This window comes from Vibrio glycogenivorans, assembly GCF_051660965.1.
GTDB lineage: Bacteria > Pseudomonadota > Gammaproteobacteria > Enterobacterales > Vibrionaceae > Vibrio.
Genome location: NZ_JBPVIS010000001.1, coordinates 278,367 through 295,316, shown reverse-complemented (window position 1 = coordinate 295,316; position 16,950 = coordinate 278,367). Strand labels below are relative to the sequence as shown.

General features: G+C 47.5%; 14 protein-coding genes. 7 read left to right on the top strand and 7 right to left on the bottom strand.

Going from position 1 to position 16,950, the window contains the following annotated elements:
• Positions 1–107: 107 nt before the first annotated feature.
• From purB to mnmA, 3 genes are all read right to left on the bottom strand, one after another.
• Positions 108–1,478, bottom strand: a complete 1,371-nt coding sequence (purB, locus tag ACSTTG_RS01280; RefSeq protein ID WP_438473584.1) for an adenylosuccinate lyase — start codon at positions 1,476–1,478, stop codon at positions 108–110.
• Between the two features lie 41 nt (positions 1,479–1,519).
• Positions 1,520–2,137, bottom strand: a complete 618-nt coding sequence (gene hflD, locus ACSTTG_RS01275; protein ID WP_438473583.1) for a high frequency lysogenization protein HflD — start codon at positions 2,135–2,137, stop codon at positions 1,520–1,522.
• Between the two features lie 85 nt (positions 2,138–2,222).
• Positions 2,223–3,344: a tRNA 2-thiouridine(34) synthase MnmA gene (mnmA, locus tag ACSTTG_RS01270; RefSeq protein ID WP_438460773.1), complete on the bottom strand. Its 1,122-nt coding sequence runs from the start codon at positions 3,342–3,344 to the stop codon at positions 2,223–2,225.
• Positions 3,345–3,599: 255 nt separating this feature from the next.
• Here mnmA and ACSTTG_RS01265 point away from each other — a divergent pair, with 255 nt between their 5' ends.
• Together ACSTTG_RS01265 and ACSTTG_RS01260 are read left to right on the top strand one after the other, a co-directional pair.
• A complete protein-coding gene (locus ACSTTG_RS01265) occupies positions 3,600–4,904 on the top strand; it encodes an inosine/guanosine kinase (RefSeq protein WP_438473582.1) in 1,305 nt (434 codons plus the stop codon).
• 393 nt (positions 4,905–5,297) lie between these two features.
• Positions 5,298–6,236: a porin gene (locus ACSTTG_RS01260; protein WP_438473581.1), complete on the top strand. Its 939-nt coding sequence runs from the start codon at positions 5,298–5,300 to the stop codon at positions 6,234–6,236.
• Positions 6,237–6,347: 111 nt separating this feature from the next.
• On the opposite strand, the gene aqpZ is transcribed toward ACSTTG_RS01260, so the two are convergent.
• Positions 6,348–7,040 (bottom strand): aquaporin Z, encoded by a 693-nt coding sequence (gene aqpZ / locus ACSTTG_RS01255; protein ID WP_438460776.1) that lies wholly within the window; start codon positions 7,038–7,040, stop codon positions 6,348–6,350.
• A 157-nt stretch (positions 7,041–7,197) separates the two neighbouring features.
• Entirely contained in the window at positions 7,198–7,428 is a 231-nt protein-coding gene (locus ACSTTG_RS01250; protein WP_438473580.1) for a YkgJ family cysteine cluster protein, read from the bottom strand.
• Positions 7,429–7,695: 267 nt separating this feature from the next.
• Between ACSTTG_RS01250 and ACSTTG_RS01245 the strand changes: the two genes are divergently transcribed.
• Positions 7,696–8,139 carry a YcgN family cysteine cluster protein gene (locus tag ACSTTG_RS01245; protein WP_438473579.1) on the top strand — a complete coding sequence of 148 codons (444 nt, stop codon included), beginning with the start codon at positions 7,696–7,698 and terminating at the stop codon, positions 8,137–8,139.
• 71 nt (positions 8,140–8,210) lie between these two features.
• Here the strand turns inward: ACSTTG_RS01245 and ACSTTG_RS01240 are convergent, their stop codons facing one another.
• Positions 8,211–9,374, bottom strand: a complete 1,164-nt coding sequence (locus ACSTTG_RS01240; protein WP_438473578.1) for a hypothetical protein — start codon at positions 9,372–9,374, stop codon at positions 8,211–8,213.
• Positions 9,375–9,665: 291 nt separating this feature from the next.
• Here ACSTTG_RS01240 and ACSTTG_RS01235 point away from each other — a divergent pair, with 291 nt between their 5' ends.
• The 4 genes from ACSTTG_RS01235 to ACSTTG_RS01220 all read left to right on the top strand — a co-directional run bounded on the left by ACSTTG_RS01235 (position 9,666) and on the right by ACSTTG_RS01220 (position 14,612).
• Positions 9,666–12,155, top strand: a complete 2,490-nt coding sequence (locus ACSTTG_RS01235) for a hybrid sensor histidine kinase/response regulator (RefSeq protein WP_438473577.1) — start codon at positions 9,666–9,668, stop codon at positions 12,153–12,155.
• Positions 12,156–12,291: 136 nt separating this feature from the next.
• Entirely contained in the window at positions 12,292–13,065 is a 774-nt protein-coding gene (locus ACSTTG_RS01230) for a carbon-nitrogen hydrolase family protein (protein WP_438473576.1), read from the top strand.
• A gap of 210 nt (positions 13,066–13,275) precedes the next feature.
• Positions 13,276–13,992: a class I SAM-dependent methyltransferase gene (locus tag ACSTTG_RS01225; RefSeq protein ID WP_438473575.1), complete on the top strand. Its 717-nt coding sequence runs from the start codon at positions 13,276–13,278 to the stop codon at positions 13,990–13,992.
• Positions 13,993–14,177: 185 nt separating this feature from the next.
• Positions 14,178–14,612: a GNAT family N-acetyltransferase gene (locus ACSTTG_RS01220; RefSeq protein ID WP_438473573.1), complete on the top strand. Its 435-nt coding sequence runs from the start codon at positions 14,178–14,180 to the stop codon at positions 14,610–14,612.
• Between the two features lie 713 nt (positions 14,613–15,325).
• Here the strand turns inward: ACSTTG_RS01220 and ACSTTG_RS01215 are convergent.
• On the bottom strand, positions 15,326–16,852 hold the full coding sequence (locus ACSTTG_RS01215) for a phospholipase D family protein (protein ID WP_438473900.1): 1,527 nt from the start codon (positions 16,850–16,852) through the stop codon (positions 15,326–15,328).
• Between the last annotated feature and the right edge of the window lie 98 nt (positions 16,853–16,950).

The window sequence follows — 16,950 nt, the reverse complement described above, 5'->3', positions numbered from 1 at the left end:
GCTAGAGGTCCTTTGAAGCAGAGTTTCCTCACTTTGTCTCGATTTTGATTGGCAACAAAAAAGCCCAGCTTTCGCTGGGCTTACTAATTACGATTGACGCTTAAAAATTACAGCTCGTCAGTCAGCTCAATTGCTTGACCGATGTAGTTCGCTGGTGTCATCTGTTTTAGACGCACTTTTTCAGCTTCAGGGAGCTCAAGGCCGTCGATGAAGTTACGCATCGCTTCGCCGTCTACGCGCTTACCGCGAGTTAGCTCTTTTAGCTTCTCGTATGGCTTCTCGATGCCGTAGCGACGCATCACAGTTTGTACAGGCTCAGCCAGTACTTCCCAGTTTTGGTCTAGCTCAGCCAGTAGCGCTTCGCGGTTCACTTCGAGCTTGCTGATACCTTTCAGCGTTGAAGTGTAAGCGATGATCGCGTAGCCCACACCCACACCTAGGTTACGTAGAACCGTAGAGTCGGTTAGGTCACGCTGCCAGCGAGAGATAGGCAGCTTCTGTGCTAGGTGACCAAATACGGCGTTTGCCAGACCTAGGTTACCCTCTGAGTTTTCAAAGTCGATTGGGTTAACTTTGTGCGGCATGGTTGAAGAGCCGATCTCGCCAGCAATAGTCTTCTGCTTGAAGTGACCCAGTGCGATGTAGCCCCACACGTCACGATCGAAGTCGATCAGGATAGTGTTGAAGCGTGCAATCGCGTCGAACAGCTCAGCGATGTAATCGTGTGGTTCGATTTGAGTGGTGAACGGGTTCCAAGTTACGCCTAGAGATTCAGTGATGAACTCTTGCGAGAACTTATGCCAGTCTAGCTCAGGGTAAGCCGATAGGTGTGCGTTGTAGTTACCGACTGCGCCGTTGATCTTACCAAGAATTTCAACCGCTTCAATCTGCTTGTATTGACGTTCCATACGGTATGCAACGTTCGCCATCTCTTTACCCATCGTTGATGGAGATGCTGGCTGACCGTGGGTACGTGATAGTAGCGGGATATCACGGTACTCAACCGCCAATGCTTTGATAGCATCGATGATGTTCTTGATCTCTGGAAGAATTACCGTCTCGCGCGCTTCTTTAAGCATTAGCGCGTGTGAGGTGTTATTGATGTCTTCAGAGGTACAAGCAAAGTGAATAAATTCGTTTACTGCGTGCAGTTCAGGAACGCCCGCAACTTTCTCTTTCAGGAAGTACTCAACCGCTTTCACGTCGTGGTTCGTTGTGCGCTCGATCTCTTTGATGCGCGCCGCGTCTTCTTCGCTGAAGTTCGCTGCCACGTCGTCTAGGAATTGGTTTGCTTCAGCGCTAAATGCAGGTACTTCTGCGATCTCTGCAGTTGCCGCAAGCTTCTGTAGCCAACGGATTTCAACGATAGTGCGGTACTTTAGAAGGCCAAACTCACTAAAAATGCTACGCAACGCAATCGTTTTACTGCCGTAACGGCCATCTACCGGTGAAACAGCAGTCAGTGCTGACAGTTCCATGTTGTTCTCCTGAGTGTTGAGGTTAAGATAGGTTTAGTCGATCACATACGGGCGAGCAAGATTTGCGCTTGCTCAACCATTTTCTTACGACTGAAAATTAGGTGGCGGCGTTTTCCGCCCACTTGACGCCACAGTACCGCGCTGCGAATTCCTGAAAGGAGCAGGGCACGCACACGCTGCTGCGTGCCGGTCTGTTGCAAGACCGCTGGGGTGCCGGTCACTTGAATGCGAGGACCAATTGGGCTGATCACATCCAGATAGACGCTGGCGAGGTTGCTGATCATCTGCTCATCAAAGAGGTCATAATGATCGAGTTGGCGTTCAAGCATGCTTAAGCGGTCGCCCAGTTGTGCCATAGAGTCACGACGGGCATGCAGTTTACGCTCAAGCGCCATCAAACTGATGATATATCGGGTGATTTCGCTACCCGCTGGCGAGTTATCGATCCCCTTGACCAGACACTCCAGACCCAGACGCAGGTCTGACTCGCGGCCATAAACGCCAAGCGTGCTGCTTGGGTTTACATTGAGGATCGCTTTTAGGGAAGTTTCAAACGCGGCGGAGTCGCAGGTCCCATTCTTGGCCACTTCTTGGACGAGGGATACTGCTTGGCAGATGCCGGCAAAGGCAATCGTGCGGTCGTATAGATCATGTGCCACGTTTTACTTCTCCTTAAAAACTAACTAGCTAACAATCAAAAATCTCTAACCTCTATCGCCAGCCTAGCTGGCGATAGCCAAGGGTTTAGATGCGCTCTTCGATGATACCGCCACCAAGACAAACCTCGCCCTGGTAGAACACCGCTGATTGACCAGGGGTCACAGCAACTTGTGGGTCATCAAATAGCACCTTGATGGTGTTCTCATCCACAGGAACGACAGTACAAGGGATGTCGGTTTGACGATAACGCGTTTTCACTGAGCACTTGAACGGTTCTGTGATGGCGCTGCGGTCAACCCAGTGCAACTGAGATGCAACCAGGCCGTTCGATTTAAGCAGCGGGTGATCGGCGCCTTGCACTGCAATCAGTACGTTACGCTCAAGATCTTTGTCTGCTACATACCACGGCTCTTCGTTACCACCGCCGCCTTTCTGTCCACCGATGTGCAGGCCTTTACGTTGACCTAGCGTGTGGTACATCAGACCTTGGTGCTCACCAATTTCTTTACCCTCAGGCGTTTCAATTTTACCCGGTTGCGCTGGCAAATAGCGAGACAAGAAGTCTGTAAATTTGCGCTCACCGATAAAACAGATGCCGGTTGAGTCTTTCTTCTTAGCTGTGATCAAGTCTTGCTCTTCAGCAATACGGCGTACTTCTGGTTTTTCTAGATCACCGACCGGGAAGAGGCTGCGTGCCACTTGGTCGCTGCTCAGAGTATAAAGGAAGTAACTTTGATCTTTATTGCCGTCTAAGCCGCGCAGCATTTGCGGCTTTTCGCCATTCTCAGGGAATGAGCGACGCACGTAGTGACCCATTGCGATGTAGTCAGCATCGAGCACGTCGTCTGCAAAGTCCAAGAAGGCTTTGAATTTGATCTCTTTGTTACACAGAATATCTGGGTTCGGGGTACGACCTGCTTTGTATTCAGCGAGGAAGTACTCAAACACGTTGTCCCAGTACTCGGCAGCAAAGTTGATGGTGTGTAGGTGAATACCCAGCTTGTCACAGACCGCCTGAGCATCGGCAAGGTCTTCTGCAGCTGTACAGTATTCTTCATTGTCGTCTTCTTCCCAGTTCTTCATGAACAGGCCTTCTACCTGGTAACCTTGTTGCTTCAAAAGGTAGGCAGAAACAGACGAATCTACACCGCCGGACATACCGACAATTACTTTTTTATCGCTGTTAGCAGAACGGTTTTCTGACATTACTTAACACCACTAGATTTAACTGGACGGTGATTCTAACAGAAACTATTTCAGGGTGACAGTTCCGAGATCGAAATCACAATTCTCCTGTGTTTCGCCTTGTCCCTACCACTCCTTAACAGGGCCTTTTTACTCAGGCACGCGGATTGTAACTGAGTAAAATAATAAAGCAAACGTTTGCGTTAATTTGATTAATTGATGTACGTCACACAGAGGAGTAAACTGCCGTTTTTCTTCATCCAGAGCAGACCCGAAATGAAATTTCCAGGCCAGCGCAAATCAAAGCACTATTTTCCAGTTCACGCCCGTGACCCACTAGTCAGTCAATCTCAAGAAGATAAGACCATGGCGGGTACCCACATTATCGGTATTGACCAAACCTTGGTGGATATTGAAGCTAAGGTCACCACGGACCTAATTGAAAAATACGGCCTGAGTAAGGGACACTCTTTGGTGGTTGATGATCAAACCGCCGAGGCGCTGTATAACGAGTTGAAGCAATCGGGGCTGATCACCAATGAATACGCGGGCGGTACAATTGGTAATACCCTGCACAACTACTCAGTACTTGCCGATGATCGCTCGACGCTGCTCGGCGTGATGAGCCAAGACATCAAGATTGGCAGCTATGGTTACCGCTACCTGTGTAACACCTCGAGCCGAGTCGATCTTAACCACCTGCAGGGTGTCGACGGTGCGATTGGCCGCTGTTTCACCTTGATCACCGAAGAAGGTGAGCGCACGTTTGCAATCAGTGAAGGTCAGATGAACCAACTTCGCCCAGAGAGCATTCCAGAAGAGATCTTTGCCTCGGCTTCAGCACTCGTGCTTACCGCGTACCTGGTACGCTGTAAATCTGGTGACCCAATGCCAGCGGCGACGATGAAGGCGATTGAGTACGCGAAAAAGTACGATGTGCCAGTAGTGCTAACACTTGGTACCAAGTTTGTTATCCAAGATGACCCAGAGTACTGGCAAGCATTCTTGCGTGATCACGTGACGGTTGTTGCGATGAACGAAGATGAGGCTGAGGCGCTAACGGGTGAAGCCGATCCGCTAGCGGCCTCTGACAAGACCCTAGAGTGGGTTGATTTGGTGCTGTGCACTGCAGGTCCGGTTGGTCTGTTTATGGCCGGTCACACGGAAGAGGAAAGCAAGCGTGAAACCTCGCTGCCACTGCTGCCAGGTTCGATTGCAGAGTTTAACCGTTACGAGTTCAGCCGTCCGGTGGCCAAGGATCTGTGCGATAACCCAATCAAGGTTTACTCACACATTGCTCCATATATGGGTGGCCCAGAGAAGATCAAAAATACCAATGGTGCAGGCGACGCGGCATTGTCAGCATTGCTGCATGATATGGCGGCGAACAAATACCATCGCGAGAACGTGCCAAACTCAAGTAAGCATGCCCACGCATTCTTGACTTACTCGTCGTTCTCTCAGGTGTGTAAGTACTCAAACCGTGCCAGCTATGAGGTGCTAGCCCAGCACTCGCCACGCTTATCGAAAGGTCTTCCTGAGCGCGAAGATAGCCTGGAAGAGGCATACTGGGAGCGCTAAGTGCGACGGTGATTGATCAATTTGTTCGAGGGCTTGATATATTCAAGCCCTTTTTTTATTCAAATTTGGTCGCTTGAAAGTGGTTAATATAGTTGCACTAGTTAGCATTGAAAGGTCGATAAAATTTGTGAGCTCATCTGGTGGTTTCTTACGCTATATGCAAAATAGTGGCGTTTATTGGCGTTTTTATGGGTATAAATTGATATTTATATCATTTATATGCGCCTTATTAGAGCGAAAAAAAGACCGTTTGTGAAGTCATAAAAATGCAATATTGATCATTTTTTAACCTAGATCAACTGGTGGGTAAATAGGAATTATTCGTGTTAGCGGTTGTGATATAAGTTCATGCAGTTGCTTATGTGTACTAAATAAAATCATAAAGGGATTAACATGAATAAATCAGTGGTAGCAAAAGCGGTATTGCTCGGTCTTATCGCCTCACCTTCGTTTGCGACAACCATCTACGATAATGATGGCACAGAGCTTGCGGTTGGCGGTCGTGTCGAGTTTCGTGGCGACTTTATTGGTTCTGATGGTGTCAAGAACGATGGCACTATGGAAGACTTGAGCCGTGCTCGGCTCAATGTTGAGGGCAGCAGCGAGGTGACATCAGACGTCACCGCATTTGCTTTCTGGGAGGCAGAATTTACCTCAGAGGACAGTGAGCAAATCGATAACCGCTACATTTTTGCCGGTCTTGATACGCAAGTTGGTGCTTTCTCGGTTGGTCGTCAAGATACCGCTGCGGTTATTGTCAGTGATATGACTGATACCACCGAGTTTTCGGGAGTTCAACAGGCGATTACCGCTTCTAGTGATCAGCAAGACGCGGTGTTTGCTTATGCACTTGAACTGGATACGTTTAGTGTGGCTGCCAGTTTCCAGGCTAGCTCTGATGATGGTCAAGACCGATATAGTGTAGCTGGTATTTACATGACTCCATTCGGCCTTGACCTCGGTCTAGCATACTCGGCAGGTGATGTGACGCCGGATGGTGAAACTAAAGATGAGAGTGAAGACCAAGTCCTAGCGGGCCTTAGCTATACCTTCGGGGATTTGTATTTTGCAGGTTCATACTCAACGGGCAAAGTTGAGGGTGATGACTTTGACGCGTATGAACTGGTGGCGATCTATGACCTCACCGAGAAATTCACACTCGCTGCACTGTACACTTATCAAGAAGTTGACTCTACTGATGACGTTGAAGGTTTTGAGCTGGTCGGTTATTTCGATATTAATTCTAGCGCTCAGGGTTATGCGTCTTATTATGCAAACCAGATTAGTGGTCAAGAAGACACCCTACGTTTAGGTTTAAAATATAGTTTCTAATTGACCCTATGTCTTAACGTTATTGTCCTAACGTTATTGTCCTTACACAAAGCCGATGTCTTAATCGGCTTTGTGTTTTTGTCAGCAACACCTTGTGTATCAGAGACTGGTTTAATCTTCTTTCGTCGCAATCACGCGATAAGCGATTGCACCCAGCACCGCGCCAATGATGGGCGCGACCCAAAACAGCCACAACTGAGACAGTGCCCAGTCGCCTACGTAAAGGGCTACGCCAGTGCTGCGCGCAGGATTGACGGATGTGTTAGTAACCGGAATACTAATCAGGTGGATAAGAGTAAGACCGAGGCCGATCGCGATAGGGGCGAAGCCTACAGGGGCACGCTCGTCTGTTGCGCCCATAATGATTATTAGGAACATCATGGTCATGACAATCTCGCACACCAAGGCGGCCAGCATCGAGTATTGACCGGGTGAGTGCTCTCCAAATCCATTGGAGGCGAAGCCGGATGACACCACATCAAAGCCCTCTTGGCCAGAGGCGATGACATATAACACGCCGCCGGCGAGTAAACCACCGATCACTTGAAAGATGATATAAGGCACAACGTCTTTGGTCGCAAAGCGTCCGCCGCTCCATAGGCCGATAGTGACTGCTGGGTTTAGGTGACAGCCTGATATATGACCGATGGCATACGCCATGGTGACCACGGTCAGGCCGAAGGCGAGTGAGACACCAAGCAGGCCGATGCCAACATCTGGGAATGCAGCGGCAAGTACAGCGCTACCACATCCTCCAAGCACGAGCCAAAATGTTCCTATCAGTTCTGCTAGGTATTTGTTCATCGTTGAGTCCTTTTATTTGCGTGTATGAGTCCATTCTTTTTCAAACTAGCCAAGATTTAGCGGGTTAGACGAGCACGAGTTGCAAACAGGGCAAAATAATCGGATAAGTTAGAGATACCTCTCAACGCTGAGACGAGCAGTCAGGTGAGACAGAGGGCTAGGTAACCTTTTCGAGGTAGATAAGGTTATCCATTGCCTGCGCATTGGTTTTACCACAAATATCTTTGTCGGCTTTAAATTCATGACAGACACGTGGGCGTTGTGGCTGGCCAAAAATTTTGCATAGATTGTTCTCATCAAGATGCTTGCAGCGCACATTGGCGGGCTTACCCAGTGAACTGATCGACGGGGCGATACAGCAAGCGCCGCAACCCAAACGACATTCCATAATAAAAACCTCAAAGCAGGATAAATCGGGAGGGCAATTATCTTCATTTTTCTGCTTGTGGGAAGCTTTTTCCTGCGGAAAAGAGGCGAGAGGCGGGATCGCGTTGCTGCGAGAGGCGAGGGGAGATCGTTGAAGCTCTCTGCATATCATTTATTGTGCCGGTGTTGCTAGTATTAGTTTGTAGTGACGACAGAGTTGCTTGCACTTTGAGCGGTGAACGTATATATATGCAGGCCGTTTTTCAATTTGAGTAAGTAGGAACACCCCATGGCAAATTTTTGGCAGCAAAAGTCTTTAGCAGAGATGACCGATGATGAGTGGGAGTCGCTTTGTGATGGCTGTGGTAAGTGTTGCTTGCACAAATTGATGGATGAGGACACCGATGAGGTTTACTACACCAATGTAGCGTGTAGCTGGCTCAATAGTAAGACGTGTGCGTGTAAGGATTACCCGAACCGCTTTACCTCGGGTGAGGAGTGTCTAAAGCTGACTCGTGAGAAGATTGATGAGTTCCATTGGCTACCAGACACCTGCGCTTATCGCCTGCTCGCAGAGGGTAAGCCTTTGCCCGAATGGCACCCTTTGATTACCGGGTCAAAATCGGCAATGCATGCAGCTGGTGAGAGTGTACGCAATAAAGTGGTGTATGAGATTGATGTGGTGGACTGGCAAGATCACATCCAAAACTTACCTGCGGATTTTAAAAAGTAACCTCGGTTAGCGCAGCTCGTCACTTGCCGGGCTGCAATGTTCACAACTCTAGATTAGCAATCTTGCAGTCGTTAAATACCGCTTCCGCCGCCACCAGCCCCGCCATCGCCAGTCATTGGGCAGCCCTCAATCGTATCTTGATTGTAAACTCTCATATCGAATGTGGCTTCGAAACCTTCTAGCTGATAAATCCCGTCTCTGGCCACATTATCTAAGCGATACGTCACCGAGTAGAGGTCATATTCAATGGCACTGTCTTGCGTACCATTATGTGTTCCAACAAAAGATTCGTCGATGTGCTGCACTTGATCAGTATCCAGTTTCACCTTACCAATGGGCGTGAGACTCTCTAACTCTGAGTCATCAAAACTGGTGAGGCTAACATACCGGTTTAAGTCTTCAATGGATACCGTAGGCTCAAAAAACCAAATCCAAGCACTGTTGTTGAAATCGGTTGATGCAAAGTAACGAACATAGAGAATCGCGCCTTGGTCGGGATAAATCCAGCGCTGGGTCGAGCTACCTACCATGCATCCACCCCCTGACCAACGTGCTTGTGGATGACTAGTTCGTGCTGGGATTGAATAATACTTGTCTTCGATATGCAGCGGTGCGGCGGCCTCTATACGCTGTGAATCTGCTAGGGTGCGTGGTGAGGGTAAGGCTTGCACTGGATAGTCTTTACCGCTTGGGTAGTCAATTTGCATCTCTTCGCTTATCGCCGACAGTGCAAACTGTCCACTTCGGTTCTGTGCTGGGATAGAGAAAGCGACTTGGTGTTTAGCGAAGTTCGACCCTTGCGTATCTGTGAAAAAGTGCAAAAACTGATCCGCTGAGATTTCTATATCAATTGCAAAAGATTGATGATCAAGAGTCGGTTGGCTCTGTCCATTCCCCATCGTTTCTACCCAGCGAGTCAGAACATCTTGTGGTGTGCCAGCTGGAAAAATGTGCAGCGCTGCCTCAACGTCGAGTTGCAGTTCTAAGCTAGGGTCATAAACAAACCGATAATACTGGTTATCAGTAATCAGTGAGTCAACACTCAGTACCGTTTGGTTGTCGACAAAAATATAGCTAGTGCGAAATCTTTGTCCTAGATAGTAATCACGATCAACATCGTGTTGATACTGAATAACGTTGCCACTGTTAAGATCAAGCTCCCTGACAGCAGAAGCATCATCACTGTCGCACCCTGTGATGAAAAAGAGCACGATGAATCCAATGAGTCCTTTCATTGCATGACCTCTCTTGCTTGTGTATCTGCTGGTTGTTTTTTATACAGCTGCTCTAGGTTAAAGCCCGGCGGGATTTAAGGCAATAACGAACGAGCTGAAGTGGGAGCCGCTACTCACTGGAGACTCAAATCTTACTTGGATCATATGTTGCACCGTGAGTGCGGTGCTGTATCGGAAGTGCGGAGTTGTTAGTGGTTTAGTGCTTGTTTGGTAAGTAGTGTGAAGTTAGTTTAAACCGCTGACTTATATCCTAGACTGCCTGTTAATGAGTAAAGTAACCACAGGGATATTATGTCTATATTTAGTCGTCGGTTTGATGATCTATCGATCCGAAACAAAATCTTGGCATGCTTCTCGATTCCAGTCTTTTTGATCCTAGCGGTGTCGGTCGCGGTGCACAAAAATACTCAGTCGATGGTTGAAGATAATGATTGGGTGACTCATACCCATAAAGCCATTGCGCGTGCGCAGGAGTTGCTCAGCCTGATTGTTGATAAAGAGACCGGCAAGCGAGGCTTTCTGATCACCGGAGAGGAGGTGTTTCTCGAGCCTTATCATAAATCTTTGCAGCTATGGGATGAAAAAATCCAGGTGTTATCGGTACAGGTCAGTGATAACCCACCACAAGTAGAGCGACTCAAGGTGATAGATGGCTTGCACGATCGCTGGCTGTTAGAGGCTGGCCGTAATGAGATAGAGCTACGGCGTGCTGTTCGCGAAGGTCAGCAGCCAATGCAAAGTGTGATTGACCTGGTTCGTGAGCAAAATGGCAAAGCCATTGTTGATGAGATCCGCGAGCATATTGCTACTTTTATTGAAATTGAGCGCGATTTGATCGCAATCAGGATCACGAAGTCACAAATGTCGGCGAACCAAACCACGTTGGTGCTGTTTCTTGGTACCTTCTTGACTGCCGTTATCGCGCTAACTATCGCATTGTGGGCATCAAACCGAGTCAAACGTCGGATAGGATTACTGCTTGATGCGACCCTTCAGGTTACGCTTGGTCAATTAGAGCGAGGGCTTGAAACGCTCAACTCGAGTCGCCATCGGTTTGGTCGCGATGAGATTGCTCAGCTAACCAGTGGGTTAAAAGAGATGGCATCGAGTTTGGTTGAAAGTGACCACAAAATGCGTGAGTACAACGACAAACTGCGTGAGGAGAGTGAGAGAGCCGAGGCCGCAGCGCTGGCCAAATCCGAATTTCTTTCGACCATGAGCCATGAGATCCGCACGCCGATGAACGGTGTGATTGGCATGACCAATTTGCTGCTTGATACTCCCCTTGATGAGCAGCAGCAACGTATGACAGAGACAGCAAAAAACAGTGCTGAGTCGCTGCTATCGATCATCAACGATATCCTTGATTTCTCGAAAATTGAAGCGGGCAAGATTGATCTTGAGGTGATCGATTTCGATCTTGCGGAGTTGGTCGAGGATATTGGTGCAATGCTCTATTTTGCCGCTGAGCAGAAAGGGATCCATTTGATCTGTCCCGCGACCCCAATGTCAGGGCGCTGTTATCGCGGCGACCCTGGTCGTATTCGGCAGATCTTGAATAACCTAGTCAATAATGCGATCAAGTTTACTGAACAGGGGGAAGTGGCTGTTTATGTCAGCCTTGAACCGCGTGGAGATAACAACACCCTAGTGCGCTTTGAGATAAAAGATACCGGAATCGGCATCAGTGAGGAGCAGAAAAGAAAGTTATTCTCACGCTTTTCTCAGGCAGACAGCTCGACAACACGCAAGTATGGCGGGACTGGCTTGGGGTTGGCCATCAGTAAGACTCTATCGGAGATGATGGGCGGCGAAATTGGCGTTACCAGCACGATAGGGCAGGGCTCGACCTTCTGGTTTACCATTAATCTAGAGTACTCCGCTCAAGATAGTGTGGTCTATTTACCGAGTGGTAACTTAAAAGATCAACGTGTGCTAGTCGTGGATGACAACGAGACTAACCTAAACTTGATGACACAACTGCTTGAACGCTGGCAGATCCCACATACCCTTGCCTCAAGCGGTGTGCAAGCGCTTGAGAAGTTGGGACAAGCGGCAGACAAAGGCCAACCATACTCGATAGCGATACTGGATTATCAAATGCCTGAGATGGATGGTATTGGTTTGTCAAAACGAATTCGAGCTCAAGAAAATCTCAAACAGACCAAGTTAGTCATGTTCTCTTCCGTCGCCCAGCGAGGCGATGCCCAGTTGCTGCAAAGCTCCGGTTTTTCCGGCTATCTCACCAAGCCGATGCAGCAAGCAGATTTACTCAGTGTGCTTGAGAAGGTGTCAGGTTTAGATGGAAGTCATCCGCCAGCGAGTCTGGTGACCAAAGAGAGCCAGGGCACCAAAGCTCAGTTTGATGCAAGGGTGCTAATTGTCGATGACGTCACGACTAACCAGATAGTGTTGCAGTCACTGCTAACCAAGCACGGGATCAAGTCCGATAAAGCCAAAAGTGGTATCGAGGCGCTAGCGGCCTTACGCAGCCAAGTTGATTACGACTTGGTGTTTATGGACTGCTTAATGCCCGAGATGGATGGCTACGAAGCGACACGCGAAATACGCAACCGTGATAACGCCAACATACGCCACGACATTCCAGTGATTGCCATGACGGCGAATGCGATGCAGGGGGATAAGGACAAGTGTCTGGAGGCAGGAATGGATGACTATCTGACCAAGCCAATAAATAAGAAAGCGCTGGAGGAGGCGTTAAATAAGTGGCTTACCGGCAACGCGATTGACCAAGAGGGGGCCTTAAGTCTTGATGAGTAATCATGGCTTGCCTTTATGGTCAAAAGAAGTGAAAACGGCCTTTAACCAAGATGTGGACGCTAATGAAGTTTGTAATGTGCGTTGATAATGCGCATGGTAGCATAACGGCTTGTTTTTATTACTTTGGTTAAGCTTAATGAAGAGTGAAGTAAGGGTGGCATTGGCTCAATATCGTGCTGTGAAAGGGAATATCTCCGACAACGTTAAAAGGCACGAAGCGTTCTGTGCCAGTGCTGTAAGCCTAGGGGCAAACATTATTGTGTTTCCTGAGTTATCGTTAACCGGTTATGAGCTTGAGCGGTTGAATGAGTTGGCAGTAACCCCATCATCTTCGCCAGTTCAAGAGCTCTCTGACATTGCAGTTGCCAATGGCTTAACGGTTATCGCTGGCTGCCCCTTAGCAAGCGGTCAGCCAAAGCCTTATATCAGTGCGATGATTTTTCACCCGAGCGGTGAGGTTGATTACTATCGAAAGCAGTATCTACACCAGGGTGAAAGTGAATTCTGTTTGGCTGGCGATGAAAATTACAGTTTTACCATTGGCCAAATGAAGTTTGCGCTCGCGGTCTGTGCTGATTTTACCGAGCCCCGTCATTCGCTAGATGCGCAAGCCTCTCACGTCGATGTTTATCTTGTTAGTGCTCTGATTTCAAAAAATGGATTTGCCGCTGATAGTGACTTGCTATCAAGCATCGCGAGTAAGTGTAATCTGCCGGTGGTGTTATCTAATTTTGTCGGAGAGACTGGGGGTTGGAGTACAGCCGGACAATCTAGTGCTTGGGATCGAAATGGCGATAGAGTTATCCAAGGTAGCCAAAGCCAAGAGGGTATTACGATTTGTACAATCTCCAACGATAAAGTCTGCGATGGGCAATTTCAGCCATTGGAGCAAGCGAACTGCTTGCGCTAGCACAGAAGTGTCATCTTTCGTGTTAACTTCAGTCGAGCTAGGATTCTCGATGGCCTAATTTATCTCAATCAAAGCGACTATAAATTCTTCGCTATTTCGAACAGGTGATCAATAGCATTGCTTACATATTAATCGGTGTTGTGGCTGTTTTTTTCTTGTATAATCCCCGCCCAATTTTTACTCCTAATGATGCTAAAGAGGAAAAATACAATGAAGTCAGATATGTACTCGACATTTGCTAGTGAGTATGACGAGGCTATTCAAGACAATATTTACAATGCAAACTTGGAGCGACCAACGCTTCAATCAATGCTACCGCCATTGGTAAACCTCAATGTGGTCGATCTAGGCTGCGGCTCAGGGGTTTACGCTCAATACCTCCTCGCACAAGGCGCGGCGAAAGTCACTTGTATTGATTATGCCGAAGAGATGGTTCAACTGGTTGCAAAAAAGGCTGAACTCGCTGGTGTTAGTAATAGAGTCGAGGCTTATGTGCAGGACTTGTCAAAGGGCCTTCCAAATGAAACTGATGCCAGTGCTGACTTGGTGATCTCACCTCTGATGGTTCATTATCTTGGAGATCTCAACCCGCTTTTCAGTGATGTCCATCGTATCCTCAAAACTGGCGGCTCATTTGTGTTCTCTACCCATCATCCATTTGCAGATTTTGAGTGCTCCAAATCAGGAAACTACTTTGAGCGCGAGTTGGTTCAGCAAGAATGGGATACAGTGGGTAAGCCCGTGCAAGTCCAATTCTACCGCCGCTCATTAACCGAGATCACCAATGCCTTAACGCAAAATGGTCTAGCGATTACGCAAATTTCAGAGGGCGAAGTAGACGAAAAAGTGAAAGATATGGATAGTGAAACATACCACTATCTTGCCAATAATCCGAACTTCATCTTCATCAAGTGTCAGAAGATATAGGGCTGAAAAACCATATTTGGATGTGCAGATAGCGCTTGGCTGAGCAATAGAATATAAATTCGCTTGCTCAGCCTTTGGTATTGCGAGTAATTAGTGTAATTGATGTTCGCCTAACATTTCTTATCCCGTGGCCCCATTGACAATGAGCCATAGCAAACACAACAAATGGCGGTGTAGGAAGAACGATGAAATTGACAGTATCAGCACCACAAGATAGTGATCTTAATGCGATTCAGGGTTTAACGATTGAATGGGGTCATAGTGCAACTTTAGATGAAACCGAGCGATGGGTAAGCGACATTCAAAAGTCGCCTAACCATGAGATGTATTTAGCAAGGTTAAACGATGTGGTTTGTGGGTGGATTGTTGTTGAAAAACGAATATTTCTTGGAACAGGATACAAGGGCGAAATAACAGCGCTAGTTGTTGATACTCGCTTAAGACAACATGGCATAGGTAAAGTACTTGTCAACGCGGCAGAACAATGGGCCAAGTCAAATGAGCTCAAACACCTCGTTGTGCGGTCAAACATCGATAGGAATGAATCTCATCGTTTTTACTCCCGCACAGGATTCACTTTTACTAAAACAGCACACAATTATCAGAAGCTTGTAACTTAACTTTGCCTTTATCCTCTTTAACTGCGCAAAGAGGCATGAAAGAGGGGGGGGGAGGGGGCGGATATTGATTAGCTTGAGATCAGTGTTAGTCACTATGAGTTATCGAGTCCAAATCTTATTTTAGCTATAAATTAGTTCGAGTATGCACCCTAACAGAACCATATGGTAATATGCCGACAAAATTAGGTGGATGATGTTGCGGAATGTGACAGTATCTGTTTTATATGTTAGAGGTAGTTGTGGATTTACTAATAATCCTGATGGCATTGTTGCTAAACGTAATTTTTGGCTCAGTTTTTTGTGGCTAGGTATGAAGTGCTCTTCTGCCTATGCAGGTATACCCTTAAATAGTGCATACTGCAGTTATTTTGCGATAATTAAAGTATGTTTTTTCTCTTCGCTCGCGGGTTTCATTCCATACATTGGTCTCATTTTGTCTTGGGTGGCGCTATTTTATTTGTTGCAAAAAGAGACAGAAGCTGAGGCTGGAGAATTGATAATCATGGTTCTCGTGTCGAAGGTTAGTGCTTTTATCGCTATGCTATTTTTGGTCCCAGCATTGGCATAAAGTCTAGGATAGTGGTGGCCACGGTTATACTTACCAGGCAGTTATAAACGAGGGCTTGCCACGTATTTCCTGCGGGGTTAGATTACATTGACTATAGGCCCTCGAGTGTGGCTGGTGAGTATATGCACCAGTTCTATTTTTGAATTTATAGCTGCTTTTCTATCGGCAATATTCCCGCTAGCCAAGCCGAGAACCTTAACCATAAGCTCGCATCAGGTTCTGAATGCTGGGTTTCACCCGTCACGTCATTATGCCATTCGAGTTTGTGGTCATAGCCAAGCGCCAGTCGGTAGGTTTCATTGCGCAGTTTGCGCTCAAAGTCCTGATAGACAAGCTCACCAAACTCTTCGGATTCGATAAGCACGCCCATTTCCGTATTGAGATAGGCTGAACGAGGATCAAAATTAAATGAACCGACGAATAAACCTTTGCGGTCGATAAGAAAAGTTTTTGCATGCAGGCTTGTACGGGAGCTACCCAGCCAAGACGAGTTTTTTTTGAAGCTGGGGTCCACCTTGACCTCGTAGATCTTTACCCCGCCCGAGAGAAGAGGCTTTCGGTACTTTGCATACCAACCGTGGACAGCAAACACATCATTAGACGCCAGCGAATTGGTTATGATTGTTATATCAATGCCTTCTTGAGCCGCATCGATCATCGCTTGCGTTCCCTGTTTGGTTGGGACAAAGTAGGGTGAAATAAGCAGCAGCTCTTGCTCAGTTTGTGCCAATATCGCCCCAAGTTGATGCAACATCAGGTTGTTGCCGCCCGGTGAATATACCTTCGACGGAGGGTCATAAAGAACCTCTGCCTTGCCCCAGTAGAACTCTAGCGACTCATCTTTTATATGTTGGGTTAGTGGGAGGGTTTCGAGGGATTTGACGTATTCAGTGTTTGAAAATGTCTCTCTTAGGTCTCTTTCCCAGCTTGCCAACTGCTCTTGTGTCGGCTCTGGAGCGTTGGGGATGAAAAATTCAATCGGGGTAGAAGGCTTGCTGTTCCAGTAAATGTCAAATTGTAGTGCAATATCTGCAACGGCTTCGCCTAGCATGAGAAGGTCAAAGTCGCCGAAATCGACAGAAGTATCGGCACCAAAGTATTCGTCACCAATATTACGTCCACCTGTTATGACAAAAGCGCTGTCGGCGATTAGTGCCTTGTTGTGCATGCGCCGGTTTAGGCGATCAAAATCGGTAACAAAGTCAAAGGCACGGGCGCTGCGACTTTCAAACGAATTGAATAGGCGGATTTTTATGTTGGGATGATTGGCGAGTTGCGCTATTGAGTTATCGTCGCGTGATTGCCAATCATCTAATAGTAACCGGATACGTACACCTCGCTCGGCCGCTTGATAGAGGGCATAGGTCATCAAAGAACTGGTGTCGTCATCACGGTAGATGTAGTACTGCAGATCGATGCTTTGCTCAGCACTATAGATAAGTGCTAAACGAGCTAGAAGAGCCTCTTGCCCATCACCAAGGGGATAAAAGCCAGTAAGCTCTGGGTGTTTGTTGATATAGGGCAGAGCTTCACGAGCAAGCTGTGTTTGAGAGTCAAAAGGGATCGTTAAACTAGGTGTTTTTTCAGCGGCAGGCTTAGTTGCGCAGCCCAAAAGCAAAATCACACTAAAGAATAAAGCAAGGAAGCGCAATGGGGAATGCGCGCAGGTCATGCTGGGTTGAGTTAGCCTTTCATCCATAAAACGTTCCCTAATTATCTTACAAGTTGAGCTTGTCCCCTTTTTTATAGCAACTATCCACGGGGTATTGA